The sequence below is a fragment of the Pseudomonas cremoricolorata DSM 17059 = NBRC 16634 genome (genome assembly GCF_000425745.1).
Lineage (GTDB): Bacteria > Pseudomonadota > Gammaproteobacteria > Pseudomonadales > Pseudomonadaceae > Aquipseudomonas > Aquipseudomonas cremoricolorata.
Genome location: NZ_AUEA01000010.1, coordinates 61,707 through 84,559, shown reverse-complemented (window position 1 = coordinate 84,559; position 22,853 = coordinate 61,707). Strand labels below are relative to the sequence as shown.

Here is a 22,853-nt window from a genome sequence, read left to right as displayed (position 1 = left end):
GGGCTGCGCGCGGCGAGCCGGGCATTATACGGCGCAGGGCCGCAGCGGCACGGCAGTGACCTGCCAGTCGTCGCCAACGGCGCGCATGCCGGTGATTTTCAGCCGTGGCGCTTCGCTCATGTGGGCCAGCGGCCAGTCGAGCAGCGGCCTGGCGCTGGACCCCAGGAAGGTGCCGGCGACGAACAGACGGTACTCGTCGATCAGCCCCAGTTGGGCAAAGGCACCGACCAGGCCGGCGCCTGCTTCCAGCAAAATCTCGTTCACGCCACGCGCTGCCAGGGCAGGCAACACGGCGGTCAGGTCGACGCGGCCAGCGCTGCCGGGCAAACGCAGCAGTTCATGCCCAGCGGCGCTGTAGCGTGGGTCGTCGGCGGCTGCGGTGATCACCAGGGCGGGGCCGGCTTGGAAGAACGGCGCGCTCAGCGGCAGGCGCAGGCGGCCATCGATCAGCACCCGCAGTGGCGGGCGCGACTCGGCCAGCGTGGCGAGTTCGGTATCGACCCCCAGCTCGGCGCTGCGTACGGTCATGCGCGCGTTGTCGGCAAGCACGCTCTGGGCGCTGCTCAACACCACGCTGGAGCGTGCACGCAGGCGCTGCACGGCGGCCCGCGCAGCGGGGCCGGTGATCCACTGGCTTTCGCCGCTGGCCATGGCGGTGCGGCCGTCCAGGCTCATGGCAAGTTTTGCCCGCAGGTACGGCAGGCCGTGCTCCATGCGCTTGAGAAAGCCGGGGTTGAGCGCCCGCGCCTCGGCCTCGAGCACGCCACTGGCGACAGCGATGCCAGCCTCTGCCAGACGCGCCAGACCTTGCCCGGCGACGCTGGGGTTGGGATCTTGCATGGCAGCGACCACCCGCGCCACGCCGGCGTTGATCAGCGCATCGGCACAGGGCGGGGTACGCCCATGGTGGCTGCACGGCTCGAGGGTGACGTAGGCACAGGCACCGCGCGCACGCTCGCCGGCCTGGCGCAGCGCATGCACCTCGGCATGGGGTTCGCCGGCGCGCACATGCCATCCTTCGCCGACCACTTCGCCATCACGCACGATGACGCAACCGACGCGGGGATTGGGGTGGGTGCTGTAGAGGCCCTTGCGCGCCAGTTGCAGCGCCCTGGCCATGTACTGGGCATCGAGCTGAGCGGTCAGGCTGGACATGTTCACTCTTTGGCAGGCTCGCGGGCCAGGCGGTCGATCTCTTCACGGAATTCTTCCAGATCCTGGAAGCGTCGGTACACCGAGGCGAAGCGAATGTAGGCGACTTCATCGAGCTTGCGCAGCTCGCTCATCACCAGCTCGCCGACCACCAGCGACTTGACCTCACGCTCGCCGGTGGCGCGCAGCTTGTGCTTGATGTGCGCCAGCGCTGCTTCCACCCGTTCGATGCTCACCGGGCGTTTTTCCAGCGCCCGCTGCACGCCGGCGCGCAGTTTGTCTTCGTCGAAGGGTTGCCGGGTGCCGTCCTGCTTGATCAGCCTGGGCAGCACCAGCTCGGCGGTTTCAAAGGTGGTGAAGCGCTCGCCGCAGGCCACGCATTCACGGCGACGGCGCACCTGCTCGCCCTCGGCGACGAGGCGGGAGTCGATGACCTTGGTGTCGTTGGCACCGCAAAAGGGACAGTGCATGGTGGCAGGCAACAGAAAAAAGGGGGCCTCATGGTAGCGCATCCCACTGGCAAGACAAGCCAAAGGGTTTACCATCAGCGAAATCTGCCCGTGAAGGATTACCCCATGCACCCTCGTGCGCTCATCGTGCTGTGCTGCGCCGCCCTGCTGGCTGCCTGCGGCAGCGATCGCCCCAAGACCCCACCTGCCGTGGCAGCGCCGCCCGAGAAGGTGGCGGTGAAGAAAGTCGATGAACCCGGCCCGCTGCCCGCCTGGCAGCGCGAACTCAACGGTTCGCTGGAAAACATTCCACCGGGGGCAGACGTGGAACTGGCGCTGCTGGTGGTGGATGACAAAGGCCGTCCGCAGCGCCTGCTGGCCAGCAGCAACCTCACCGGCACCGGCCAGCCGCTGGCGTATCACCTGCGCTTCAACCCCGACGCCTTCCCGGCCAATGCCCGCGTCGAACTGCGCGGCCGCGCCAGCCAGTCGGGACAGTTGATTCTGCACATGGATTCGCAGCGTATCGCTCAGGCTCAGACCCAAACCCTCGCCCCCGTTCGCTTCGACAAGGCGCCCTGAGGTGCCGCTGGCGCATCTGCAGCACGCCTTGAGCGCGCTGATCGGCGAAGCGCGCCTGGCCGTCAGTGCCCTGCCCGGCACCGACCTGCAGCTGTGGCTGCTCGACGAGCAGAACATGCAGCGCGCCTTCAGCAGCGAAGAAACCCAGCGCATCCTGGCCGAACCACCGTACTGGAGCTTCTGCTGGGCCAGTGGCCTGGCCATGGCCCGGTATCTGGCCGCACAGCCGCAGTGGGTGCAGGGCAAGCGTGTGCTCGACTTCGGCGCCGGCTCAGGGGTTGCCGGGATCGCCGCCGCGCGCGCCGGGGCCAGGGAGGTGGTGGTGTGCGACCTCGACCCGCTGGCCTTGCAGGCGTGCCGGGCCAACGCCGAGCTGAACGCGGTGACCCTGGGCTACAGCGCCGACTTTTTCAGCGAGGCGGACCGCTTCGACCTGATCCTGGTTGCCGATGTGCTGTACGACCCCGCCAACCTGCCATTGCTCGACCAGTTCCTCAGCCGCGGCAGCGAAACGTTGTTGGCAGATTCCCGAGTGCGCGATTTCAGCCATCCGCTCTACCGCCCGCTCGGCACGCTGCACGCCCTGACCTTGCCGGACCTCGCCGAACCCCACGAATTCCGCCGTGTCAGCCTGTACCATGCGGCGCGCCAGCCTTTATAGTGGCGTCACCTTGCCTTGCGAGAATCACGATGAGCGCTACCGACACCCCGTACATCTTCGATGCCACCGATGCCGACTTCCAGCAGTCGGTGATCGAGAACTCCTTCCACAAACCGGTGCTGGTGGATTTCTGGGCCGAATGGTGCGCGCCCTGCAAGGCCCTGATGCCGATGCTGGCGAAGATTGCCGAGGAATATCGCGGCGAGTTGCTGCTGGCCAAGGTGAACTGTGATGTCGAGCAGCAGATCGTCGGCCAGTTCGGTATCCGCAGCCTGCCCACCGTGGTGCTGTTCAAGGACGGTCAGCCGGTCGACGGTTTCGCCGGTGCTCAGCCTGAATCGGCCATCCGCGCGATGCTCGAACCTCACGTTCAGTTGCCGCCGGCACAAGAGGCATCGCCTCTGGAGCAGGCCCAGGCGCTGTTCGCCGAAAGCCGCTTCACCGAAGCCGAGGCGACCCTCAAGCAACTGCTCAGCGAAGACAACAGCAATGCCTTGGGCCTGATTCTGTATGCCCGCTGCCTGGCCGAGCGTGGCGAACTGGGCGAAGCCGAAACAGTGCTGGGTGCGGTGACCGGTGACGAACACAAGGCCGCGCTGGCCGGTGCCAAGGCCCAGCTGACCTTCCTGCGCCAGGCCGCCAGCCTGCCTGACGTCGCCGAGCTGAAAACCCGCCTGGCGCAGAACCCGAGCGATGACGAAGCGGCCTACCAGTTGTGCATCCAGCAACTGGCGCGTCAGCAGTACGATGCCGCGCTCGATGGCCTGCTGAAACTGTTCCAACGCAACCGCAGCTATGCCGATGGTCTGCCGCATAAGTCATTGTTGCAGGTCTTCGAACTGCTCGGCGGCGATCACCCACTGGTCACTCAGTACCGCCGCAAGTTGTTCGCCGCCATCTACTGAGTCAACTCTGCCCCGCGCTACCCAGCCAACGGTACAGCGGGGCATCGCCCGCACTCTCGACCTTGACCTCAGCGGCATGACGCAAGCGCACCAGCAGGCGCTTGCCGGCAGTCTCGCTACCCGCCAAGACTTCCAGTCGCTCGAGCAGTTGAGGCCCGTTGAGTTCGCCCGCTTCCTGCAACACCGCCTTGGCGGCTTCCCAGGTGCGGTCATCGCTGCGCGCAGTGGCTGGACGTGGCGTGTGCGCTTCGGGCTCAGGCTCGGCCGGTGCGATCTGGCCGCGCAACTGCGCCCACTCGTCAGGCTCCAGTTCGACGGTCAGGTCCACCGGCCAGTCGCCGATCTGTCCACGTATTCTCACGATGTCACCTTCTGCATGATCCGACGATGCCGCGCATGCTCCCATGACATGAAACTTGCGCCAAGCACTCTGGCAGCGCCGACGACCTTTGTTATAACATCACAAAATCTTCCCGCACCCGCTTCCGGAGTCGTCCATGCGTCGTCTGCTGCTCGCCCTGCCCTTCGCTTTGCTGCCACTGGCCGTTGCCCAGGCCCACGACGATCACGACCATGATCATGACCATGCCCACGGCACCCTCGCGGCCCACGAGCACGGCGTCGCAAGCCTTAACGCCGTGCTCGACGACAGCACCCTGGAGCTGCAACTGGTCAGCCCGGCCATGAACCTGGTGGGCTTCGAACACGCTGCCAGCAGCGATGCCGACAAGGCCAAGGTCGCCGCCGCACGCCAGCAGCTCGAACAACCGCTGAAGCTGTTCGCGCTGCCTGCCGCCGCAGGCTGCAAGGAAGACTCCCAGGAGCTGGAAAGCCCACTGTTCGGCGATGCGCCCGAGGCTGACGACGACGATGGCGATGCGCATGAACACGGTCACGAACACGCCGACGTGCACGCGCACTACCAACTGACCTGCGCCAACCCAGGCAAGCTCACTCAGGTCGACCTGGCGCCGCTGTTCAAAGCCTTCCCCGCCACCCAGAAAATCAACGTGCAGGCAATCGGCCCGAACGGTCAGAAAGGCCTGGAAACCATACCAGGCAAGGCCGTGGTCGCGTTCTAAATGAGCCAGCCGCTGATCGACCTGAATGACCTGACCTTCGCCTGGCCCGGGCAACCGGCCTTGCTCGACATTCCGCGCTTTCACCTCGAGCGCGGCGAAGCGCTGTTCCTCAAAGGCCCCAGCGGCAGTGGCAAGACCACCCTGCTGGGCCTGCTCGGCGGGGTCAATCGGGCGCAGCAGGGCAGCATCCGTCTGCTGGGGCAAGACCTGGCCGCCCTCGGCCAGGGCGCCCGCGACCGCTTCCGGGTCGATCACACCGGCTACATCTTCCAGCAGTTCAACCTGCTGCCATTTCTGTCGGTGCGCGAAAACGTCGAACTGCCCTGCCGCTTTTCCCGCAGCCGTGCGCAGCGCGCCAGCCAGCGTTTTGGCAGTGTCGAGCGCGCCGCAGCGACATTGCTGGCGCATTTGGGTCTGGCCGATGAAACGCTGCTGGCGCGGCGTGCCGACAGCTTGTCGATTGGCCAGCAACAGCGCGTGGCCGCCGCCAGGGCGCTGATCGGCCAACCGGAACTGGTGATCGCCGACGAGCCCACCTCGGCGCTCGATGCCGACACGCGCGAAAGCTTCATCCGTCTACTGTTCGCCGAATGCCGTGAAGCCGGCGCCAGCCTGCTGTTCGTCAGTCACGATCAAAGCCTGGCGCCGTTGTTCGACCGCCACCTGTCGCTGCTCGATCTCAACCGCGCCAGCAAGCCCCAGGAGGCCTGATGCACCTGCTTCGTATTGCCCTGGCCAGCCTGGCCAACCGGCGTTTCACGGCGCTGCTCACGGCTTTCGCCATCGCTCTCTCGGTGTGCCTGCTGCTGGCGGTGGAGCGCGTGCGTACCGAAGCCCGCGCCAGCTTCGCCAGCACCATCAGCGGCACCGACCTGATCGTCGGCGCCCGCTCGGGGTCGGTGAATCTGCTGCTGTATTCAGTGTTTCGCATCGGCAACGCCACCAACAACATTCGCTGGGACAGCTTCCAGCACTACGCCAACGACCCACGGGTGAAGTGGGCGATTCCGATTTCCCTGGGCGACTCACACCGCGGCTACCGGGTCATGGGCACCAGCACGGCATATTTCGACCATTACCAGTATGGCCACCGGCAGAACCTGCAACTGGCGCAGGGCCGCGCCTTCGCCGACGATCCATTCGAGGTGGTGCTCGGCGCGGAGGTCGCCGAAGCGCTGCACTACACACTGGGCGATCACCTGGTGCTGGCCCACGGCATCGCTGCGGTGAGCCTGGTCAAGCACGACGACAAGCCGTTCACCGTGGTTGGCGTGCTCAAGCGCACCGGCACACCGGTTGACCGCACCTTGCACATCAGCCTGGCCGGCATGGAGGCCATCCACATCGACTGGCACAACGGCGTGCCCGCCCGCGGTGCCGGGCGCATCAGCGCCGAGCAGGCGCGCGGCATGGACTTGCAGCCGGCGGCCATCACCGCCTTCATGCTCGGGCTGAACAACAAGATCGCCACCTTCAGCGTGCAGCGCGAAATCAACGAGTTCCGCAACGAACCGCTGCTGGCGATTCTGCCCGGAGTGGCCTTGCAAGAGCTGTGGAGCCTGATGAGCACCGCCGAGCAGGCGCTGTTCGTGGTGTCGCTGTTCGTCGTGCTGACCGGCCTGATCGGCATGCTCACGGCGATTCTCACCAGCCTCAACGAGCGGCGTCGGGAGATGGCGATTCTGCGCTCGGTCGGCGCCCGGCCCTGGCACATCGGCGGCTTGCTGGTGCTGGAAGCCGCTGCCCTGGCCGCAGCCGGTATCATCGCCGGCCTGGCCCTGCTGTACGCCGGCATCGCGCTGGCCCAAGGCTATGTGCAGGCCAACTACGGCCTGTACCTGCCGCTGGCTTGGCCCAGCGCCCACGAGTGGAGCCTGCTGGGGCTGATTTTCGTCGCCGCCTTGCTGATGGGCAGCGTGCCGGCCTGGCGCGCCTACCGCCAATCACTGGCCGACGGCCTGTCGATCCACCTGTGAGGCCGCCCGCGATGAACCGCCGCATGCCACCGGCAAAACGCCTGGGACCGGGCGCGCTGACACTGATTCTGCTGCTGATGCTTGCGCTGATCGCACCCGCCTGGGCGGGCGAGCCGCGGGAGCTCGATTGGCCGGCGCTGATCCCCGAGGGCGCGCCGATCATCGAGCCGCAGATGGCCCCGCTGCACGACCTCTCGCAACTGAGCGATGCGCTGTCGGCCGAGTCGGCGCCAGCGGCGCTGCAACCGGCGCCCAACGCCCCGGTGGTGCAGGCGCTGGACGGCCAGATGATCAAGCTGCCCGGTTATATCGTGCCGCTGGAAGTCAGCGAGGAAGGCCGCACCACCGAGTTTCTGCTGGTGCCGTACTACGGCGCCTGCATCCATGTGCCACCGCCCCCGGCCAACCAGATCGTGCACATAGTCAGCGAGATGGGCGTGCGCGTGGAAGACCTCTATCAGCCGTACTGGATCGAGGGCACGCTCAAGGTCGCGCATTCGAGCAGCGAGCTGGCCGAGTCGGGCTATCAGATGGAAGCCGAGAAGATCTACGCCTACGAATTGAAGTGAGCAAGAGTTCCCTGACCCCGACGCTTTGTTGAGCTGTGTCAAATCTTGCGCAAAGGCCGCTCCGTACCATTGCGCCATTCACTTCATAACGTCCTTTCGGAGCTTCCATGAACAAGTCCTTGCTCGGTGCCTCGCTGATCGCCCTGGCCCTGGCAGCGCCGGCTGCCCACGCTTATCAGGCTGGCGATTTCATCCTGCGTTCCGGCGCCATCACCACCGCGCCCAACGAAGACAGCGGCGAAATCAAGCTCGACGGCGCGCGGGTTTCGGGCACTAAAGCCACCCTCAACAGCGACACCCAACTGGGCCTGGCCTTCGCCTACATGCTCACCGAGCACGTCGGTATCGAACTGCTGGCCGCCACCCCGTTCAAGCACACCGTCGGGGTCAAGGGCCTGGGCGCAGGCCTTGACGGCAAGCTGGCCGACATCAAGCAACTGCCACCGACCCTGTCGCTGCAGTACTACCCGATGGACGCCTCCTCGAAGTTCCAGCCCTACGCGGGTATCGGCGTCAACTACACACTGTTCTTCGATGAAGAACTGAGCAGCTCGCGCAAGCAGCAAGGCTTCAGCAACATGAAGCTGCAAGACTCGGTAGGCCTGGCCGGCCAGCTGGGCATGGACTACATGCTCACCGACAACCTGCTGGTCAACGCCGCGGTCTGGTACGTCGACATCAACACCAAGGCCACCATCGACGGCCCGAGCGCCCTGGGCGTTGGCAAGACCAAGGTCAACGTCGAAGTCGACCCATGGGTGTACATGGTCGGTATCGGCTACAAGTTCTGATCTGACCCCAGTCAGAGCAACGCCCCACCCCCGCGACAGCGGAGGTGGGGCGTTTTCATAGGGGTCTGAAACGATCAGGCCTGCTCGAGCAGCTCGCGCAGGCCATCGACCAGGGCGGTCGGCTCGGCCAGGGTGAAGCGCGCCAGGAGGCGGCTGTTGTCAGCCCGTGAGTGACGAATGTCGCCGGAGCGCGCCGAGCCATGGCTGATCGCAGGCAGATTGCCCAGCGCCTGACCCAGCGCGGTCAGCAGCTGATTCAGCGAAGTGGCCTGGTTCAGGCCGATGTTCACCGCGCCCTCTTCGACCTCAGGCTGGGCCAGGGCCTGGAGCATGATCTGCACCAGGTCGGTAATGTAGAGGAAATCGCGGGTCTGCTCACCATCGCCGAATACCGTGATCGGCAATTGCTGCAGCGCCCGTTGGCAGAAAATGCTGATGACCCCGGAGTACGGCGAAGATGGGTCCTGGCGCGGGCCGAAGATATTGAAGAAACGAAACACCACCGGCTGCAAACCATGCTGGCGGCGGTAGAAATCCAGGTACTGCTCGCTGGCGAGTTTATCCACCGCATAGGGCGTCAACGGCGCCTTGGGCGTGTCTTCAGCGATGGCCTGGCCTTCACCGTTGTTGCCATACACCGCCGCACTGGAGGCGAACAGTACACGGCCTACGCCGTGCACGCGCATGGCTTCGCAGACGTTCAGGGTGCCGATGAAATTGCTCTGGTGGGTCTTGACCGGGTCTTCCACCGACGCCTGCACCGACGCCACCGCGGCCAGGTGCACCACGGCGCGACAACCTTGCACAGCACGCAACACCAGCGCGCTGTCGGCGACATCGCCCTGAATCAGCTCGAGGTGCGGGTGATCGATCTGCAGGTTGCTGCGCTTGCCGGTGGACAGATCGTCCAGTACCCGCACTCGCTGACCGCTCGCCAGCAGCGCGTCGCACAGGTGCGAGCCGATGAAGCCGGCGCCGCCGGTGATGAGAACGGGTGCATCAGACATTTCGGTAGAAGCGCTCTAGTAAAGGGGGCAGTCCAGCGCGCCAGGCACGCGGCTTGATGCCGAAGGTATGCAGAATCTTCTTGCACGCCAGCACCGCGTTCTGCGGTTCTTCGCTGGCATCGAGGCTGGCAGCGTGCGCTTGCGCGCCGGGTACCTGAATGGCCAGGGTGCGGCGCTGCGCAGCCTCGGCGAGAATCGCCTGGCCGAGCACCACCGGAGTGGTCGCCTCGTTGCCGGCGTAATGATAGGTACCCCACAGCGGTGCGGCGCAATCGAGCTGTTTGAGCACAGAGATGATCACCCGCGCGGCATCATCGACCGGTGTTGGGTTGCCCCGTCGGTCATCGGCCAGCAACAGTTCCTGGGGCAGCTCGGCGCGGGTCAGGAAGCGTCCCAGCAAGCCGTCGATGCTCTCGTCCAGCACCCAGCCGAAACGCAGCAGAATGTGCTGCGGGCAGGCCGCGCGCACGCTCTGTTCGATCCGCCACAAGGCCTGACCGCGCTGGCCGAGCGGTACCGGCTCGTCCTTTTCGCTGTAGGCGGTGGCCCGTGAGCCATCGAACACGCGATAGCTGGACGGTTGCACCAGGGTGATCTGGTGGTGCTGACACAACTCGGCCAGCCGCTCCACCGCACGCTCTTGTTGTGCCAGGCGCTGGTCGCTGACCGACTCGGCCTGGAACCAGTCGAAGTAATAGGCGAGGTTGATCAGTGCATCGGGACGGTTGTCGTCGAGCAACTGGGTCAGGCTTGCGGCATCCCAGCCGTCTTCGGGTGGCCGCGGTGCGAGAAATCCGATGTTTTCCTCGGCCCCGAGACGAATCAGCGCTTGCCCGAGGGCATTGCCACCACCCAACAGCATCAGGCGCATACGCATAGAGTCAGCAGATCCGAACAGGTTGATAAGGAAAGCGAACATTGTGGGGTTTCCCTTCCTGCCAGCGCAACCCCGGCAACGGCGCGGCCCACGCGGCTATTCGATTTCGAACAAGCCGTGGCTGATCGGCCCGACGCTGAGGCGTTCACGCACATCATCATCGATGCGCGGGTCGTCAGGCCGGTACAACCTGACCTGGCGATAGGCGTTGATCCGATTGATGTCTGCGCCCAGGAACTCCCACACCACCCGGGTACAGGCCGGGTTGCGCCGGTCGCCACTCGATACGCCGGTCTTCAGACCGTTGAGTCGAGTAATGCGGCTCTTGAAGCTGGGAATCAGGATGGTCTGGCTCATTTCGTTGAGCGTCAGCGATTCGTAGTCGATCAGGAACAGTCGATCCTGCAATTGAAAGGCCGCGCCCAGATAACGGCAGCGCACCCAGTCTTCGGCCTGCACGTCGGTGCTGCTGGTGCGTTCCTGACGCTCCTGGCGTTCGAACAGGAAACGCCCGGATTCCTCGCGCAGATGCACCAGCGACAGCAGCACCATTCCCGGCACCGATATGCAGTTGGAATACTCGAAGTAATAACCGCAGTAGCGCGACAGGTTGCCACCGTGTTCATGCAATGGCTGGAATAGCTCGGCGATGGGGTCGCCCTGCTGCTGGGCCAGCGTCGAGGTGTGTCGCGCGCCGATCAGCCGCGCGAACTGCTCGGGCGGCAGGCCCAGTTCGTAGTCCTCGACGCCGAAGAAATCGCCGATGCGTTTGAGGTTGTAGTTCGTCGGACGGCTTTGCCCGCTGAGGTATTTGTTGAATTGCGCGCGATTGATCGCCAACTGCCGGCAAACCTCGGAGATAGAGCGGTAGTGGCTGCAGGCCAGCTTGAGATTGAGGGCGAAGTGCTCGCTCATGTGTCCGTCCAACTGATGCTAAGGGCGCAATTCTAGCATCAAGTCGCATCAAGTGAGACCAAGCCGCGAAATTGTAACCCTTCGTGTCATAGCCAACCATGCGCCCCATCGAATTGCGCCGCGCCCTGCCGCGCGGGTCATCCAACGCGAAAAATAAGAATCGAGGTTCTTTCCATGCTCGACGCACTCAACGATTTCCTCTCGGGGAAACTCCTCATCGTGCTCATCGTCGGTCTCGGCGGCTACTTCACGATCCGCTCGCGGTTCGTGCAGTTTCGCCACTTCGGCCACATGTTCGGGGTATTCAAGGAATCCCTTCGCGGCCAGGCAGGCCAGCTCAGCTCGTTCCAGGCGCTCATGCTCAGCCTCGCTGGCCGGGTCGGCGCCGGTAACATCGCAGGTGTCGGTATCGCCGTGACCCTGGGCGGTCCAGGTGCGGTGTTCTGGATGTGGGTCACCGCGCTGGTGGGCATGTCCAGCAGCTTCTTCGAATGTACCCTGGCCCAGGTGTACAAGCGCGCCGACGGCGACGGCCTGTATCGCGGCGGTCCGGCGTACTACATCCTGCACGGCCTCAAGCGCCGCAGCATGGCCATCGTCTTCTCGATCCTGCTGCTGGTCACCTATGGCTTCGCCTTCATCGGCCTGCAGTCGTACACCGTGACCCACTCGCTGCAGAACGCCTTCAACTTCTCGCCGAGCCACACCGGCCTGGTACTCGCAGTACTGCTGGCGATCACCTTCATCGGTGGCATCAAGCGTATCGCTGCGGTGTCCGACCTGCTGGTACCGGTCAAGACCCTGGCCTACATCGGCGTGACCCTGTACGTCATCGGCACCCAGATCGAACACGTGCCGGCGATGCTGGAAACCATCTTCAAGAGCGCCTTCGGCCTTGACCCGGCATTCGGCGGCCTGCTCGGCAGCGCCATCGTCATGGGCGTGAAGCGCGGTGTGTTCGCCAACGAAGCCGGCCTTGGCAGTGCGCCCAACGTCGCAGCGGTGGCAGCCGTCAAGCACCCGGGTGCGCAAGGCGTGGTGCAGGCTTTCAGCGTGTTCCTCGATACCTTCGTGATCTGCACCTGCACCGCGCTGCTGATCCTGCTGTCGGGCTTCTACACCCCTGGCTTCGAAGGCGATGGCATCGTGCTGACGCAGAACTCGCTGGCCGCTGTGGTGGGTGACTGGGGCCGTATCTTCGTCAGCGTGGCGCTGTCGCTGTTCGTCTTCACCTGCATCCTCTACAACTACTACCTGGGCGAAAACAGCCTGCAGTTCCTGACCCGCAACCGCGCGGTGCTGATGGGCTTCCGCGCACTGGTGCTGGCACTGGTGGTGTGGGGCTCGATGCAAGACCTGTCGACCGTGTTCGCCTTCGCCGACATCACCATGACCTGCCTGGCCTTCGTCAACCTGATCGCCCTGACCCTGCTGTTCAAGGTCGGCCTGCGGGTAATGCGCGACTACGACGCCCAGCGCCGTGCCGGCATCAAGCAGCCGGTGTTCGACTCCAGCAAGTTCGCCGACCTCGACCTGGATCGCGCCGCCTGGCCGGCCAATCCGCAGCACGAAACCGCTGCCGACCACAGCGTCGTCCACCCTCAGACGCAACGCTGATACCCTCCCCTCGTCAGCCGCCCCGTTCGCGGGCGGCTGCCCTCCTTCGCCCATCGCTACGGAATGCTCCATGCGCGCAGTCAAGAATCTTCTGGTTTTGTATACCGGCGGCACCATCGGCATGCTCGAAACCCCAAGCGGTCTGGCGCCGGCTGGCGGCTTCGACGCCCGCATGCGCGAACATCTGCTGCAGCGCAGCGATGCCCCGCAGATCGACTGGACCTTGCGTGAACTGAACCCGCTGCTCGACAGCGCCAACATGCAGCCGGGCAACTGGCTGGCGATGCGCGATGCCATCGTCGAGGCGGTCGACCAGCACGGCCATGACGGCGTGCTGGTGCTGCATGGCACCGACACCCTGGCGCACAGTGCGGCCGCACTGTCCTTCCTGCTGCTCGGCTTGCCGGTGCCGGTGCTGCTGACCGGCTCCATGCTGCCAGCCGGCGCGCCAGACAGCGATGCCTGGGACAATCTGTGCGGCGCCCTCAGCGCGTTCGAACAGGGCCTGGAAGACGGCGTGCAGGTGTTCTTCCACGGCAAACGGCTGCACGGCTGCCGGGTGTCGAAACTGCGCAGCGAAGCGTTCGATGCGTTCGCAGCGCTGCCCCGTCACCGTGAAAGCGAAAAGGCTACCGCCGTACCCGCCAACCTCGACTACCGCCACCCGCGCCAGCCGGTGAACCTGGCCGTGCTGCCAGTGTTCCCGGGCCTGCAGGCCGAACAGGTCCGCGGCCTGATCGACAGCGGCGTACAGGGTCTTGTGCTGGAATGCTACGGCAGCGGTACCGGCCCGTCCGACGATCAGGCACTGCTCGACGTACTGCACGACGCCCGCCAGGCCGGCGTGGTGATCGTCGCCATCAGCCAATGCCCGGAAGGTGCCGTGCTGTTCGACACCTACGCCGCCGGCAGCCGCCTGCGCGACACCGGCCTGCTCAGCGGCGGCGGCATGACCCGCGAAGCGGCCCTGGGCAAACTGTTCGCCCTGCTCGGCGCCGGGCTCGACCAGCAGGCCGCCGAGCACTGGTTCATGCTCGATCTGTGTGGTGAGCGGGCCTGAGTCGCTGACCGCTGCCGAAAAAAAACCGTGGCCTGAGGTCACGGTTTTTTTTTGCGCAGCGTACACGGTAGGCGACACCGCTCAGATGAACGGACGACAGGCCAGCTCCAGGCCGAGCACGATCAAAAAAAGCAGGAAACACTGGCGAAAGCGCGCTGCACTGATGCGCACTCTTATCCGCTGACCCAGCCACATCCCCAGCAGTGCAGGCACCACGGCCAGCGTCGACACACCCACCTGCGAGATCTGAAACGCACCGTTGAAGAACAGTCCAAGGGCCAGCGCCAGCGTCGAAACGGTGAACGACAGCCCCAGCGCCTGAACCAGTTCTTCGCGACTCATGTGCAACGACCCCAGATACGGCACAGCCGGCATGACGAACACCCCGGTTGCGCCTGTGACGATGCCGGTGAGCGCACCGATCAACGGCGACAGCCACCGCTCGGCCGTGATCGGAACGGCGAGGGTCGGCGCGATCAGTGCGTACACGGCATACACCAGCAAGGCCAGGCCCAGCGCGAACCCTGACCATAGCGGATTGACCGCCACCAGCAGCGCAGCGCCAGCCGTCGTGCCGATGATGATGCACAGCATCATCGGCCACAGCCGCCGCAGCAGACGCGCCAGCGATGGCCCGCTGAACAGCTGCCAGATATTGGTCACCAACGAAGGAATGATCAGCAGCGCTGCTGCGGCCACAGGCGACATGACTGCACCAAGCAAGCCCATCGCCACTGTCGGCAGGCCCATGCCCGTGACCCCCTTGACCAGCCCCGCCGCCAGAAAGGTACCGGTCAGCAGAAGGGCGAAGACAACCGAATCATGCATGCTAGAGCGCCTGATCTGAGGTGGAGTTGGCTCAAATTGAAGCCCGTGCGCGCCTGCGGCACAATCAGGAAATCTCAGCCAAGCCTTCGGCTAGTCCGAAGGCAGCCCCAGGTGAACCATGCGTCTGGATGTAGCCGACCTTCAGCTGTTCCTGTGCATCGTCGACGCTGGAAGTATCACAGCCGGAGCCGAGCGCGCCAATCTCGCCCTGGCGTCGGCCAGCGAGCGCCTTCGCAGCATCGAGAAGGCGGTGGGCGTTGAGCTGCTGCAGCGCCGCTCCAGAGGTGTGACCACCACCGAAGCCGGCGAGGCCCTTGCCCACCACGCCCGCTTGATCGTGCGGCAACAGGAAGCGCTCAAGAACGAGCTGGACGATTACGCCAAAGGCGCTCGCGGCACGGTGCAGCTGTATGCCAACACCGCAGCCCTGTCGGATTTTCTGCCCAGCCGCCTGGCGCCTTGGCTGGCGCAGCGCCCGCGTCTGCGCATGGAGATCAAGGAGCGCACCAGCGCCGATATCATCCACGCGGTCGCTGCAGGGCTGGTCGAGGCCGGGGTGGTTTCGACCGCCGTACAGGTGCAGGCCGTCCAACTGATAGCGATTGCACAGGATCATCTTGTGCTCATCGCCGATCCAGCGCTCGCGAGCGGCTTTGCCCGAGAAGTTGCGTTCGCCGACCTGCTGGCTCTGCCTTTTGTCGGCCTCTACCCAGGCAGCGCGTTGCAGGATCACATCGATCAGCATGCACACGATGCCGGAAGACCCTTGGACATTCGAATCAGGATGAGCAGTTTCGAGAACGTGTGTGAGATGGTCGCTCACGGCGTGGGCGTTGCGATCGTTCCCAGGAGGATCGCTCAGCGATACAGACGGCGACATTCACTGCGAGTGTTCGGACTGAGCGATGCCTGGGCAAAGCGAGAATTGTGTCTTTGCCTGCGTAACTGGGAGGGGCTGTCTGGCCCCATGCAGAGCCTGCTCACGCATCTCCGACAGGGTGCGGAAAGGCGGGATTGAGGGGCTAGAGATCAGTCCTGCAATGACAGACTGTACGGTTGGGTCGTCACGTACCGTATGAACTGCAGGACACCCTTCGGGTGTTGCGACTAACTTGCGGGAGTTGGCGGACTGGCCTCTTCAGTAATGGGTGTAATACTGAAAGTATCACCACCCAAGTACTCGATCTGCACCTTACCTGCTGCGGCTTGGCCATCCGCAGTAATAAGGTTGTAGGCAGCTCCCAGGAACGTTTCTGGATCGACCGTCGCATAAACCGATAATAGGCTGGTGCTTATGCCAAACAGAGCACAGCCCATCCAGGTAAGATGCATGGCGTAGGCCTGAATGTACTGGAACAGCGAAGGCCCAGTGCTTACGAGATAACGAATCTCCGACGGTCTGACGATCAGTGCATAGACGCCCAGTAGACCAACAACAACCCCTACGCCGCATAACGCCCATGCAAAGTAGTAGCTGGCTGATTGGCCGTTTTTGAGGTAGATGGAATAGAGCTCAGAAAAACCTCGTATGGTGTAATCACCCGGCTCACCTCTCAGGTGTATATCTGGCCGTTTTAATTCTTCCTGTCTTGGTTGCATGAGCCACTCCTTTAAAAGGATGGATTGTAGGCAACTCAAGAGGTAGATAAGGACTTGAAAACTAGCTTCGGAAACTTCCTACGTTAAAAGTAGATATCCCTTTAAGTTAAGAGCAATTGAAAGCGTCACTTTCTCTGACCAGATAGAAAAAGCCCGAGGCAATGGCCTCGGGCTTTTGGTTTAGCGCACTGTCTGACGGTTCGAATCAGAACGGGAGTACAGATAAAACATATACATCTATCTGTTTTTATTGGAAAAACACTAAAATTTAGCTAGTGCAGCGATATTCTGTAAAGAAAAGCAAACAGCTTCTGACTAGCGATTTTCGCGCCGTCAAGACTGTAAAGAATGCCGTGCATTTTCGTTAGGGGCGTCATGCTTAGGAAGATCCAAGCCTCCAGCTGGCCCTCAATCCAGAAGACTGAAGTAACAGGGGCATCTATCCCAGACATGGAATAGATTCTGGCCTGGCCCTGGCCCTGGCCCTGGCCAGCAGCATATGGAATGGCGAACCTTCACTCAGCCCCTAGAGCCCGCCTCACGAAACTCTGGTCTACGTACCCCATAAACTCCCAGGCCTGTTCGTTCTGCCGGAGATATTCAGCCAGCTCATCCACGCCCGCTCCTTCGGGAAACTCCACCAACTCAGCCATGCGGTGTGTAAGCGGCTGGTGAACACGTCTTCCATTTTGATGAGGGCATCGCGTGGCCCCTCATCTGGCGTTGGCCGACGCAAAATCCTTGATCACACTGAAAAAGGTTTCAAGAGAGCGAGAGATAAACTTGTCCCTGTGATAAACCGCGTGCAACTGCCGCTTGTGCTCAGGAATCACGTGGTTCAACGAGATCAGGCTGCCTTCGGCGATGAGGTCTCCGACTACCCAATAGGAAAGGCAACTGATTCCGACGCCCGCCGCTACCATCCGCTTGATGGCTTCTGAACTGCCAATCTGCCGGGCATTGCGCCAGGCACCCAGGTGTGGAAAAAGCCAGCGTTGCACCTCTTCAGCCGTGCCCGATCCCTCTTCGCGCACCAGCCATCGCGCGTCTTGCAGGTCACCAAGCGAGAGCCGCCCCTTGTGGGCCAGCGGGTCATCTGCCGCTGCGACAATGATCAACTCGTCTTCACACCAGGGCCGCACGGCCAGAGTGGGCTGGTGGCTCGGCCCTTCGACCAGGCCAACGTCAATTGACAACTGTGCCGCCTGCCGGGCGATCTCTGCGCTGTTGCCCAGGATGACATCGATCTGCATCCCGCCGGCGCGCTTGGCCATGTCTTGCATCAACTGCGGCATGATGTAGTTGCCAATCGTCGTGCTGCAACCTACTTGCAGCCGCGCGACCACGTCAGTCCGAAAACCATCCTCGATCTCCAGCGCAGCCTCCAGCAGGCGGATAGCCTTGGGCAACAGTGTCTGGCCGTTTTCGTTCAGCACCAGGCGTTTGCCGACGCGGTCAAAGAGTCGAATACCCAATGCGCCTTCGAGTTCATGGAGTGCCGCACTGGTGGCTGATTGCGACAGGGCAAGGGCTGCACTGGCTTGGGTGGTTGAACCCAGTTGGGCGATAGCGCGGAAGATATCCAGTTGCCGAAGTGTGAGCTTCACTTTCTTACCTTTAAAATAGGTATGCCATATTCAAAATACCCGTTTTTCCAGATAAGCGCATGCCGCTATTCTGAACCTGTTGCCGCATCGCAATCATTCGGAGGTTTTATGCGCGAGATCAGCCTTACCAAGATCATGCAGGGCGGCCAGCCACTCTCGGCGCTTTCCAATCCCAAGGAAGCGATTCGACAGTTCACGCCTAACTGGTTTGCCGCCACGATGGGCACCGGTATTCTGGCCTTGGCCCTGGGGCAGTTGCCGGGTCACAGTGCGCTGCTTGCAGGTATTGGGGAGGCCCTTTGGCTGTTCAATATCTTGCTGTTTACCGTCTTCACCCTGATGTACGCCGCGCGCTGGGTGTTCTTCTTCGATGAGGCCAAACAGATCTTTGGGCATTCCACGGTTTCGATGTTTTTCGGCACGATACCGATGGGCCTGGCAACGATCATCAATGGCCTGGTTCAGTACGGCCTGCCCAACTGGGGAGACGGTGTGATCCCCTTGGCCCACATGCTCTGGTGGCTGGACGTCGCCATGGCACTCGCGTGTGGGGTGCTGATCCCGTTCATGATGTTTACCCGGCAGGAGCACAGCATCGATCAGATGACTGCTGTATGGCTGCTTCCTGTGGTAGCGGCGGAAGTGGCAGCGGCGAGCGGCGGTACCATCGCACCGCATCTGGCCGATATCAGCGCTCAGTTCACGATGCTGATCACCAGTTACGTCTTGTGGGCTTACTCGGTTCCGGTGGCCTTGAGCATTCTGGTTATCCTGGTACTGCGCCTGGCGCTTCACAAGTTACCCCATGAGAGCATGGCGGCGTCGTCCTGGTTGTCGCTGGGGCCGATTGGTACCGGTGCTCTGGGCATGTTGGTCATTGGCAGCGATGCACCAGCAATCTTCGCTGCCCACGGCATGCCAGGCATCGGCGTGGTGGCCGGGGGTATCGGGGTGGTATCGGGCGTCCTGTTCTGGGGCTTGGGCTTATGGTGGATGCTGTTGGCGCTGCTGATCACCGCGCGTTATGCCAAGGGCGGAATACCCTTCAATCTTGGCTGGTGGGGCTTCACCTTCCCGCTGGGGGTATATGCGGTGACCACACTGAAGCTCGGCGCGACGCTGAATCTGGCCTTTTTTGATGTGCTGGGTGCCAGTCTGGTGGTGATGTTGGCCATCATGTGGCTGGTGGTCGCAAGCAAAACCGCCGCCGGTGCATACCGTGGCAATCTGTTCGTATCGCCCTGTATCGCGTCGCTGAACGCCAAGCGCGCCGGTCGCTGACGATTAGACGCTTGCCAGGTGCGCCGCTCGGGTGAGCGTGGAGACGATGTCTTTAGCGACATCGGGGTGCTGACACACTGAAAGCGGGCTTGGGTGGGGCATGGCGAGTAGCCTGAGCTCGGGGCGATAATGCTCGATTCCAGGTGCCCCTCTCTGCGCCACGCGTCCGGCCAAGACCACCACGCGAAGGCGCGGGAGCAGATCCAGTACCTCTTTCAGGAGTTTGACGCCCTCAGTGATTTTCGAGCGGCTAATGGCTTGGGCAGGGCTGCCCAGATCCGGCAGCCATGGATAGAGGTTCCACAAAATGGTCTGCTCACGCGCGAGGCATGCCTGTTCAAGGAAGCGCTTCAGGTTTCGCTGGGCAGGCCCTGCATTGTCGCGAGAAACGAAGCGTGGCCATGAGCTGTCCCTCGCCGGAGACTCCAGCAGTATCAGGATACGAGCATCAACTCCGCCATCCAGTGGATCAAAGTAAGGCAATTTTCTGCCCCCTAAGCAGTAGGCTTCCACCCATCTATTCAAGGCTGCAACGGAGCGAGAGTACAGACGATGTCTGCGCGCATCTTCAATATTCATCAACCCCCTGGACATCGATATAAGTGACGCTCGCATCGTTGATCGTAACGCGCTATTTACCTGACAATTATGGGAGTGATATGTTGCCTCCAAGGAGATGGCATTCCTCCTCATAACCGCCCCGTGCTGATGATGCCTACGTTAACCCCTGACAGGGTGCGTAGGTGCGCCCTGTCCATAGACGAGGACAGGAAATGTATTTTCGACGTTACTACCCATTAAATCAGCTCTTGCCTTATCCCACCGTTCGGTGGGAAGGGTTCACATCGTGCTGAAGTCACTGATGGCCATCGCGGGAGGTGCTGCGCTTGGCGCCTGGCTTCGCTGGGCGCTGGGCCTGAAACTCAACAGTTGGTTTCCTTCGCTACCGCCAGGTACCGTCGTCGCCAATTTTATAGGCGCCTACATCATAGGCGTCGCCGTTGCGTTTTTTTCAAACCTGCCTGGTATTGCTCCTGAATGGCGTCTTTTCCTGATTACAGGCTTCTGCGGAGGCTTGACGACTTTCTCTACATTTTCCGCCGAGACCTTGGTCTTGATCCAGCAAGGACGACTGTTGATGGCGCTTGCAGCGATCACAGTGCACGTGGTTGGGTCTCTGTGCCTGACTGCGCTAGGAATGGCCACCTACTTTTTATTCAATCCAAGGTGAGGGTTATAGCGTGAATTCTGTTAATGGTTACTTGGTTACATTTTATACCCAGCAAGATCGCCGTCACGGCCATCAGCAAATCAGTGAATGGCTCATGAATCTTGCACGCGACCTAGGCTTTGAAGGGGCGACACTCACCGTAGCAACAGAAGGATTTGGTCGAGACCGAAAGCTGCACTCCGCGCACTTTATCGAATTATCTGACATGCCAGTTCAACTGAGTCTCGCGATTACGGAGCAGGAATGTAATACGCTTTTCGAGAGGCTTGAAGCAGATGATGTTCAGGTGTTTTTTATTAAAGTGCCCATTGAAATGGGAACCTCTGGTAGGCATAGCTAGTGGCTGAGAGTATGGAACTCTTGGTTTAGTGATGGATGAGCGGTGCAAGACGGCTGCCAGAAGCTTGGTAGCAGTTCATCAATCTCGCTAAACCTCTGTGTCGGCAACCGCGTCAACACATCCTTCAGGTACGCGTACGGATCGTGCCCATTCATGCGGGCGGACTGGATCAGGCTCATGATCGAGGCTGCCCGTTTACCGCTGCGCAGTGATCCTGCGAAGAGCCAGTTCGATCTACCGAGCGCCCACGGCCTGATCTGGTTCTCCACGGCGTTATTGTCGATAGGCACAGCCCCATCATCCAGATAGCGCGTCAGCGCTATCCAGCGTTTCAGGCTGTAATCCAGTGCCTTGGCTGTGGCCGATCCCTCGGGCACAAGCGCGCGTTGAGCGATCATCCACTCGTGCAACTTTTCAGCGATGGGCACCGCAACTTCCTGGCGTAATCGCCAGCGGTCTTCATCGCTCATGTCCTTGGCCTGCCGTTCGACTTCGTACAAGCCGCCGATGGAGTGCAGCGCCTGTTCGGCCAGCTGGCTTTTATTCGCCACATGCAGGTCGAAAAACTTGCGCCGGGCATGGGCCATGCAGCCGATTTCGGTGATGCCCTGCTCGAAGCCGGCTTTGTAGCCTGCGAAGTCATCGCACACCAGCTTGCCGTTCCAGGTGCCCAGGAAGTTGCGCGCATGTTCGCCGGCACGGCTGGGGCTGAAGTCGTACACCACAGCTTTAAGTGCCGAGAACGGTGTCGTGCAGTAGGCCCAGACGTATGCTCGATGGGTTTTCTTTTCGCCCGGGGCCAGCATCTGCACCGGTGTTTCATCAGCGTGGACGACTTGCTGGGCCAGCACGGCTTCGCGCAGCGCATCTACCAGGGGTTGCAGGTGTACGCCGGTTTGGCCGACCCACTGAGACAACGTTGAACGCGGTATCGCCAGGCCGGCACGATCGAAGATCTTTTCCTGCCGGTACAGCGGAAGATGGTCGGCGAACTTGGCCACCATCACGTGGGCCAGCAAGCCGGCGGTGGGGATGCCCTTGTCGATCACCTGTGCCGGTACCGGCGCTTGAGTCAGCGTTTCACACTGACGGCAGGCCCACTTTCCACGTACATGTTGCTCAACCGTGAACACGCCCGGCGTGTAATCCAACTTCTCGCTGACGTCTTCGCCGATGCGCTGAAGTTGGCAGCCACAGGAGCACTGAGTGTTCTCTGGCTCGTGATGAATGACGGTACGAGGAAACTGCGGCGGCAGCGGCGCACGTTTAGGTTGTTGACGTGCTTCGTCCGGTGCCGGGGCGGGGCGAAGCGCTTTCAACTCGGCATCAATGGCTTCGAGGTCAGTGCTCAGCAAGTCATCCAGCAAGCTGCCTTGCGCCGGGCTGATCTGCTCACTGCGCTTGGCGAACTTGTGACGTTTGAGAATGGCGATCTCGTGAGAGAGCTGCTCGATGACGGTCTTGTCGCGGCGACTCTCTCGGCCCATGGTGTCGACCTTCGATAGCAACTGCGCAGCGAGTGCGCGCAGTTGATCAGGCGTCATTTGGTCGAGATTGGGCGAGGAAGTCATGCCGTGGATTTTACCAAAGCAACCCACCTGACACAGCTAAAAGACCCGATTCAGAGCAACGTAATTGCGCCTTTTGGGCCAACCCGCTGCCAAGGCAGGCCCAGCACCAGCGCTTGAAATTGTTCGGCGTCGAGTTCGACTTCCAGGCCCCGGTGTGTGCCTGGCCAATGGAACTTGCCCTGGTTCAGGCGGCGCGCGGCCAGCCAGATACCCACGCCGTCGTGCACCAGTACTTTCATCCGATTGGCGCGGCGATTCGCGAACAGATACGCGCTGTGCGGCTTCGCCGCACCGAACACGGAGATCACACGGGCAAGGGCTGTTTCGGTGCCGGCGCGCATATCCATGGGCTCAGTGGCGAGCCAGATGGCGTCGATGCGAATCATTGGGAGAGGCTACGGATAAAGCGGGCGCAGCCGTCCGGGTCGGAGATCGGCCAGTTCACAGTGACTGCTTGCTGCCCTGAGGAAATATCGATGCGGGCTACATCCTGCAGAGCAGGCGTCGCCGCAGCGTTCTCAAGCTTCAACTGTACAAATGCAGGCAAGGCAGAAGCCTGCCGGTCACGATAGATAGGTATCCACTTGCGAACCAGATTAGCGTTGATGCCGTGCCGCAGCGCCACGCTGGCAATGGATACATCGGGGCTCAGGCATTCCTGGACAACTTGGGCCTTGAAGAGTTTGGGATAAGAGGTGCGCTGACGCATGGTGTTCCTTGAATTAAGGACGATGGTGTCCACGTATTTTAAGG

At 62.1% G+C, this 22,853-nt stretch carries 27 protein-coding genes and 1 riboswitch; of the genes, 14 read left to right on the top strand and 13 right to left on the bottom strand.

All coding sequences use genetic code 11. The features are described from left to right. Positions 1 to 24: 24 nt before the first annotated feature. Together ribD and nrdR are read right to left on the bottom strand one after the other, a co-directional pair. Positions 25 to 1,155: a bifunctional diaminohydroxyphosphoribosylaminopyrimidine deaminase/5-amino-6-(5-phosphoribosylamino)uracil reductase RibD gene (gene ribD, locus H618_RS0112965; protein WP_028695460.1), complete on the bottom strand. Its 1,131-nt coding sequence runs from the start codon at positions 1,153 to 1,155 to the stop codon at positions 25 to 27. 2 nt (positions 1,156 to 1,157) lie between these two features. After that, positions 1,158 to 1,622, bottom strand: coding sequence for a transcriptional regulator NrdR (gene nrdR / locus H618_RS0112960; protein ID WP_033727684.1), 465 nt, complete (start codon positions 1,620 to 1,622; stop codon positions 1,158 to 1,160). A gap of 105 nt (positions 1,623 to 1,727) precedes the next feature. Between nrdR and H618_RS0112955 the strand changes: the two genes are divergently transcribed. The 3 genes from H618_RS0112955 to trxA are packed head-to-tail and all read left to right on the top strand — an operon-like array spanning position 1,728 to position 3,749. Then, positions 1,728 to 2,183 (top strand): YbaY family lipoprotein, encoded by a 456-nt coding sequence (locus H618_RS0112955; RefSeq protein ID WP_028695458.1) that lies wholly within the window; start codon positions 1,728 to 1,730, stop codon positions 2,181 to 2,183. 1 nt (position 2,184) lies between these two features. After that, positions 2,185 to 2,844, top strand: a complete 660-nt coding sequence (locus H618_RS0112950) for a class I SAM-dependent methyltransferase (RefSeq protein ID WP_028695457.1) — start codon at positions 2,185 to 2,187, stop codon at positions 2,842 to 2,844. A 29-nt stretch (positions 2,845 to 2,873) separates the two neighbouring features. Continuing rightward, on the top strand, positions 2,874 to 3,749 hold the full coding sequence (trxA, locus tag H618_RS0112945) for a thioredoxin (protein ID WP_033727670.1): 876 nt from the start codon (positions 2,874 to 2,876) through the stop codon (positions 3,747 to 3,749). A 1-nt stretch (position 3,750) separates the two neighbouring features. Here the strand turns inward: trxA and H618_RS0112940 are convergent, their stop codons facing one another. Continuing rightward, positions 3,751 to 4,110 (bottom strand): hypothetical protein, encoded by a 360-nt coding sequence (locus H618_RS0112940; protein ID WP_028695455.1) that lies wholly within the window; start codon positions 4,108 to 4,110, stop codon positions 3,751 to 3,753. Between the two features lie 136 nt (positions 4,111 to 4,246). On the opposite strand from H618_RS0112940, the gene H618_RS0112935 reads away from it, so the two are divergent. The 5 genes from H618_RS0112935 (at position 4,247) to H618_RS0112915 (ending at position 8,167) form a co-directional block, all read left to right on the top strand. Beyond that, positions 4,247 to 4,831, top strand: coding sequence for a DUF2796 domain-containing protein (locus H618_RS0112935; RefSeq protein ID WP_028695454.1), 585 nt, complete (start codon positions 4,247 to 4,249; stop codon positions 4,829 to 4,831). Then, the gene (locus H618_RS0112930; protein WP_028695453.1) at positions 4,832 to 5,542 is read left to right on the top strand and encodes an ABC transporter ATP-binding protein; all 711 of its coding nucleotides are present in this window, start codon (positions 4,832 to 4,834) and stop codon (positions 5,540 to 5,542) included. Next, positions 5,542 to 6,807, top strand: coding sequence for an ABC transporter permease (locus H618_RS0112925; RefSeq protein WP_028695452.1), 1,266 nt, complete (start codon positions 5,542 to 5,544; stop codon positions 6,805 to 6,807). Before H618_RS0112930 ends, H618_RS0112925 begins: the two co-directional genes overlap by 1 nt. 77 nt (positions 6,808 to 6,884) lie before the next feature. Continuing rightward, positions 6,885 to 7,376, top strand: a complete 492-nt coding sequence (locus tag H618_RS0112920) for a DUF3299 domain-containing protein (RefSeq protein ID WP_425414199.1) — start codon at positions 6,885 to 6,887, stop codon at positions 7,374 to 7,376. A 107-nt stretch (positions 7,377 to 7,483) separates the two neighbouring features. Continuing rightward, complete coding sequence (locus tag H618_RS0112915) at positions 7,484 to 8,167, top strand: OmpW/AlkL family protein (protein ID WP_028695450.1); 684 nt, start codon at positions 7,484 to 7,486, stop codon at positions 8,165 to 8,167. 74 nt (positions 8,168 to 8,241) lie between these two features. Here the strand turns inward: H618_RS0112915 and H618_RS0112910 are convergent, their stop codons facing one another. The 3 genes from H618_RS0112910 to H618_RS0112900 form a co-directional block, all read right to left on the bottom strand. Beyond that, positions 8,242 to 9,174 carry an NAD-dependent epimerase/dehydratase family protein gene (locus H618_RS0112910; protein WP_028695449.1) on the bottom strand — a complete coding sequence of 311 codons (933 nt, stop codon included), beginning with the start codon at positions 9,172 to 9,174 and terminating at the stop codon, positions 8,242 to 8,244. After that, positions 9,167 to 10,051: a sugar nucleotide-binding protein gene (locus tag H618_RS0112905; RefSeq protein WP_028695448.1), complete on the bottom strand. Its 885-nt coding sequence runs from the start codon at positions 10,049 to 10,051 to the stop codon at positions 9,167 to 9,169. The genes H618_RS0112910 and H618_RS0112905 overlap by 8 nt, the downstream gene beginning before the upstream one ends. Positions 10,052 to 10,147: 96 nt before the next feature. Beyond that, positions 10,148 to 10,966, bottom strand: a complete 819-nt coding sequence (locus tag H618_RS0112900; RefSeq protein WP_028695447.1) for a Cro/Cl family transcriptional regulator — start codon at positions 10,964 to 10,966, stop codon at positions 10,148 to 10,150. Positions 10,967 to 11,140: 174 nt separating this feature from the next. On the opposite strand from H618_RS0112900, the gene H618_RS0112895 reads away from it, so the two are divergent. Next, on the top strand, positions 11,141 to 12,583 hold the full coding sequence (locus H618_RS0112895; RefSeq protein ID WP_028695446.1) for an alanine/glycine:cation symporter family protein: 1,443 nt from the start codon (positions 11,141 to 11,143) through the stop codon (positions 12,581 to 12,583). Between the two features lie 70 nt (positions 12,584 to 12,653). Then, on the top strand, positions 12,654 to 13,643 hold the full coding sequence (locus H618_RS0112890; protein ID WP_028695445.1) for an asparaginase: 990 nt from the start codon (positions 12,654 to 12,656) through the stop codon (positions 13,641 to 13,643). An 81-nt stretch (positions 13,644 to 13,724) separates the two neighbouring features. On the opposite strand, the gene H618_RS0112885 is transcribed toward H618_RS0112890, so the two are convergent. Beyond that, on the bottom strand, positions 13,725 to 14,471 hold the full coding sequence (locus H618_RS0112885; RefSeq protein WP_028695444.1) for a sulfite exporter TauE/SafE family protein: 747 nt from the start codon (positions 14,469 to 14,471) through the stop codon (positions 13,725 to 13,727). 118 nt (positions 14,472 to 14,589) lie between these two features. Between H618_RS0112885 and H618_RS0112880 the strand changes: the two genes are divergently transcribed. Beyond that, positions 14,590 to 15,489 carry a LysR family transcriptional regulator gene (locus H618_RS0112880; RefSeq protein ID WP_028695443.1) on the top strand — a complete coding sequence of 300 codons (900 nt, stop codon included), beginning with the start codon at positions 14,590 to 14,592 and terminating at the stop codon, positions 15,487 to 15,489. Positions 15,490 to 15,578: 89 nt separating this feature from the next. Here the strand turns inward: H618_RS0112880 and H618_RS0112875 are convergent, their stop codons facing one another. Together H618_RS0112875 and H618_RS0112860 are read right to left on the bottom strand one after the other, a co-directional pair. Next, on the bottom strand, positions 15,579 to 16,070 hold the full coding sequence (locus tag H618_RS0112875) for a hypothetical protein (RefSeq protein WP_028695442.1): 492 nt from the start codon (positions 16,068 to 16,070) through the stop codon (positions 15,579 to 15,581). 713 nt (positions 16,071 to 16,783) lie between these two features. Next, the gene (locus tag H618_RS0112860) at positions 16,784 to 17,677 is read right to left on the bottom strand and encodes a LysR family transcriptional regulator (RefSeq protein ID WP_028695440.1); all 894 of its coding nucleotides are present in this window, start codon (positions 17,675 to 17,677) and stop codon (positions 16,784 to 16,786) included. 108 nt (positions 17,678 to 17,785) lie between these two features. Between H618_RS0112860 and H618_RS0112855 the strand changes: the two genes are divergently transcribed. Then, the gene (locus H618_RS0112855) at positions 17,786 to 18,958 is read left to right on the top strand and encodes a TDT family transporter (RefSeq protein WP_028695439.1); all 1,173 of its coding nucleotides are present in this window, start codon (positions 17,786 to 17,788) and stop codon (positions 18,956 to 18,958) included. Positions 18,959 to 18,961: 3 nt separating this feature from the next. Here H618_RS0112855 and H618_RS22485 read toward each other — a convergent pair whose 3' ends face one another. Then, on the bottom strand, positions 18,962 to 19,537 hold the full coding sequence (locus tag H618_RS22485) for a uracil-DNA glycosylase (RefSeq protein WP_245586780.1): 576 nt from the start codon (positions 19,535 to 19,537) through the stop codon (positions 18,962 to 18,964). Between the two features lie 84 nt (positions 19,538 to 19,621). Further along, positions 19,622 to 19,683: riboswitch (Fluoride riboswitch) on the top strand. A gap of 122 nt (positions 19,684 to 19,805) precedes the next feature. Between H618_RS22485 and crcB the strand changes: the two genes are divergently transcribed. After that, positions 19,806 to 20,189: a fluoride efflux transporter CrcB gene (crcB, locus tag H618_RS0112845; RefSeq protein WP_028695437.1), complete on the top strand. Its 384-nt coding sequence runs from the start codon at positions 19,806 to 19,808 to the stop codon at positions 20,187 to 20,189. A gap of 10 nt (positions 20,190 to 20,199) precedes the next feature. After that, a complete protein-coding gene (locus tag H618_RS22480; RefSeq protein ID WP_081673771.1) occupies positions 20,200 to 20,529 on the top strand; it encodes a DUF190 domain-containing protein in 330 nt (109 codons plus the stop codon). Here the strand turns inward: H618_RS22480 and tnpC are convergent. From tnpC to tnpA, 3 genes are read right to left on the bottom strand one after another with little or no spacing between them, the layout of a single operon-like run. After that, a complete protein-coding gene (gene tnpC, locus H618_RS21680) occupies positions 20,526 to 22,100 on the bottom strand; it encodes an IS66 family transposase (protein ID WP_050577309.1) in 1,575 nt (524 codons plus the stop codon). The genes H618_RS22480 and tnpC overlap by 4 nt on opposite strands. Before the next feature lie 50 nt (positions 22,101 to 22,150). Beyond that, positions 22,151 to 22,486, bottom strand: a complete 336-nt coding sequence (gene tnpB / locus H618_RS23210) for an IS66 family insertion sequence element accessory protein TnpB (protein ID WP_028695436.1) — start codon at positions 22,484 to 22,486, stop codon at positions 22,151 to 22,153. After that, positions 22,483 to 22,809, bottom strand: a complete 327-nt coding sequence (gene tnpA, locus H618_RS0112830) for an IS66-like element accessory protein TnpA (RefSeq protein WP_028695435.1) — start codon at positions 22,807 to 22,809, stop codon at positions 22,483 to 22,485. Before tnpA ends, tnpB begins: the two co-directional genes overlap by 4 nt. Positions 22,810 to 22,853 lie beyond the last annotated feature (44 nt).

What these genes read in the sequence shown, in the direction of transcription:
- ribD (WP_028695460.1), bottom strand. Translation starts at nt 1,155, where the DNA reads ATGTCCAGCCTGACCGCTCAGCTCGATGCCCAGTACATGGCCAGGGCG.
- nrdR (WP_033727684.1), bottom strand. Translation starts at nt 1,622, where the DNA reads ATGCACTGTCCCTTTTGCGGTGCCAACGACACCAAGGTCATCGACTCC.
- H618_RS0112955 (WP_028695458.1), top strand. Translation starts at nt 1,728, where the DNA reads ATGCACCCTCGTGCGCTCATCGTGCTGTGCTGCGCCGCCCTGCTGGCT.
- trxA (WP_033727670.1), top strand. Translation starts at nt 2,874, where the DNA reads ATGAGCGCTACCGACACCCCGTACATCTTCGATGCCACCGATGCCGAC.
- H618_RS0112935 (WP_028695454.1), top strand. Translation starts at nt 4,247, where the DNA reads ATGCGTCGTCTGCTGCTCGCCCTGCCCTTCGCTTTGCTGCCACTGGCC.
- H618_RS0112930 (WP_028695453.1), top strand. Translation starts at nt 4,832, where the DNA reads ATGAGCCAGCCGCTGATCGACCTGAATGACCTGACCTTCGCCTGGCCC.
- H618_RS0112925 (WP_028695452.1), top strand. Translation starts at nt 5,542, where the DNA reads ATGCACCTGCTTCGTATTGCCCTGGCCAGCCTGGCCAACCGGCGTTTC.
- H618_RS0112920 (WP_425414199.1), top strand. Translation starts at nt 6,885, where the DNA reads ATGCTTGCGCTGATCGCACCCGCCTGGGCGGGCGAGCCGCGGGAGCTC.
- H618_RS0112915 (WP_028695450.1), top strand. Translation starts at nt 7,484, where the DNA reads ATGAACAAGTCCTTGCTCGGTGCCTCGCTGATCGCCCTGGCCCTGGCA.
- H618_RS0112910 (WP_028695449.1), bottom strand. Translation starts at nt 9,174, where the DNA reads ATGTCTGATGCACCCGTTCTCATCACCGGCGGCGCCGGCTTCATCGGC.
- H618_RS0112905 (WP_028695448.1), bottom strand. Translation starts at nt 10,051, where the DNA reads ATGCGTATGCGCCTGATGCTGTTGGGTGGTGGCAATGCCCTCGGGCAA.
- H618_RS0112900 (WP_028695447.1), bottom strand. Translation starts at nt 10,966, where the DNA reads ATGAGCGAGCACTTCGCCCTCAATCTCAAGCTGGCCTGCAGCCACTAC.
- H618_RS0112895 (WP_028695446.1), top strand. Translation starts at nt 11,141, where the DNA reads ATGCTCGACGCACTCAACGATTTCCTCTCGGGGAAACTCCTCATCGTG.
- H618_RS0112890 (WP_028695445.1), top strand. Translation starts at nt 12,654, where the DNA reads ATGCGCGCAGTCAAGAATCTTCTGGTTTTGTATACCGGCGGCACCATC.
- H618_RS0112885 (WP_028695444.1), bottom strand. Translation starts at nt 14,471, where the DNA reads ATGCATGATTCGGTTGTCTTCGCCCTTCTGCTGACCGGTACCTTTCTG.
- H618_RS0112880 (WP_028695443.1), top strand. Translation starts at nt 14,590, where the DNA reads ATGCGTCTGGATGTAGCCGACCTTCAGCTGTTCCTGTGCATCGTCGAC.
- H618_RS0112875 (WP_028695442.1), bottom strand. Translation starts at nt 16,070, where the DNA reads ATGCAACCAAGACAGGAAGAATTAAAACGGCCAGATATACACCTGAGA.
- H618_RS0112855 (WP_028695439.1), top strand. Translation starts at nt 17,786, where the DNA reads ATGCGCGAGATCAGCCTTACCAAGATCATGCAGGGCGGCCAGCCACTC.
- H618_RS22485 (WP_245586780.1), bottom strand. Translation starts at nt 19,537, where the DNA reads ATGAATATTGAAGATGCGCGCAGACATCGTCTGTACTCTCGCTCCGTT.
- tnpC (WP_050577309.1), bottom strand. Translation starts at nt 22,100, where the DNA reads ATGACTTCCTCGCCCAATCTCGACCAAATGACGCCTGATCAACTGCGC.
- tnpB (WP_028695436.1), bottom strand. Translation starts at nt 22,486, where the DNA reads ATGATTCGCATCGACGCCATCTGGCTCGCCACTGAGCCCATGGATATG.
- tnpA (WP_028695435.1), bottom strand. Translation starts at nt 22,809, where the DNA reads ATGCGTCAGCGCACCTCTTATCCCAAACTCTTCAAGGCCCAAGTTGTC.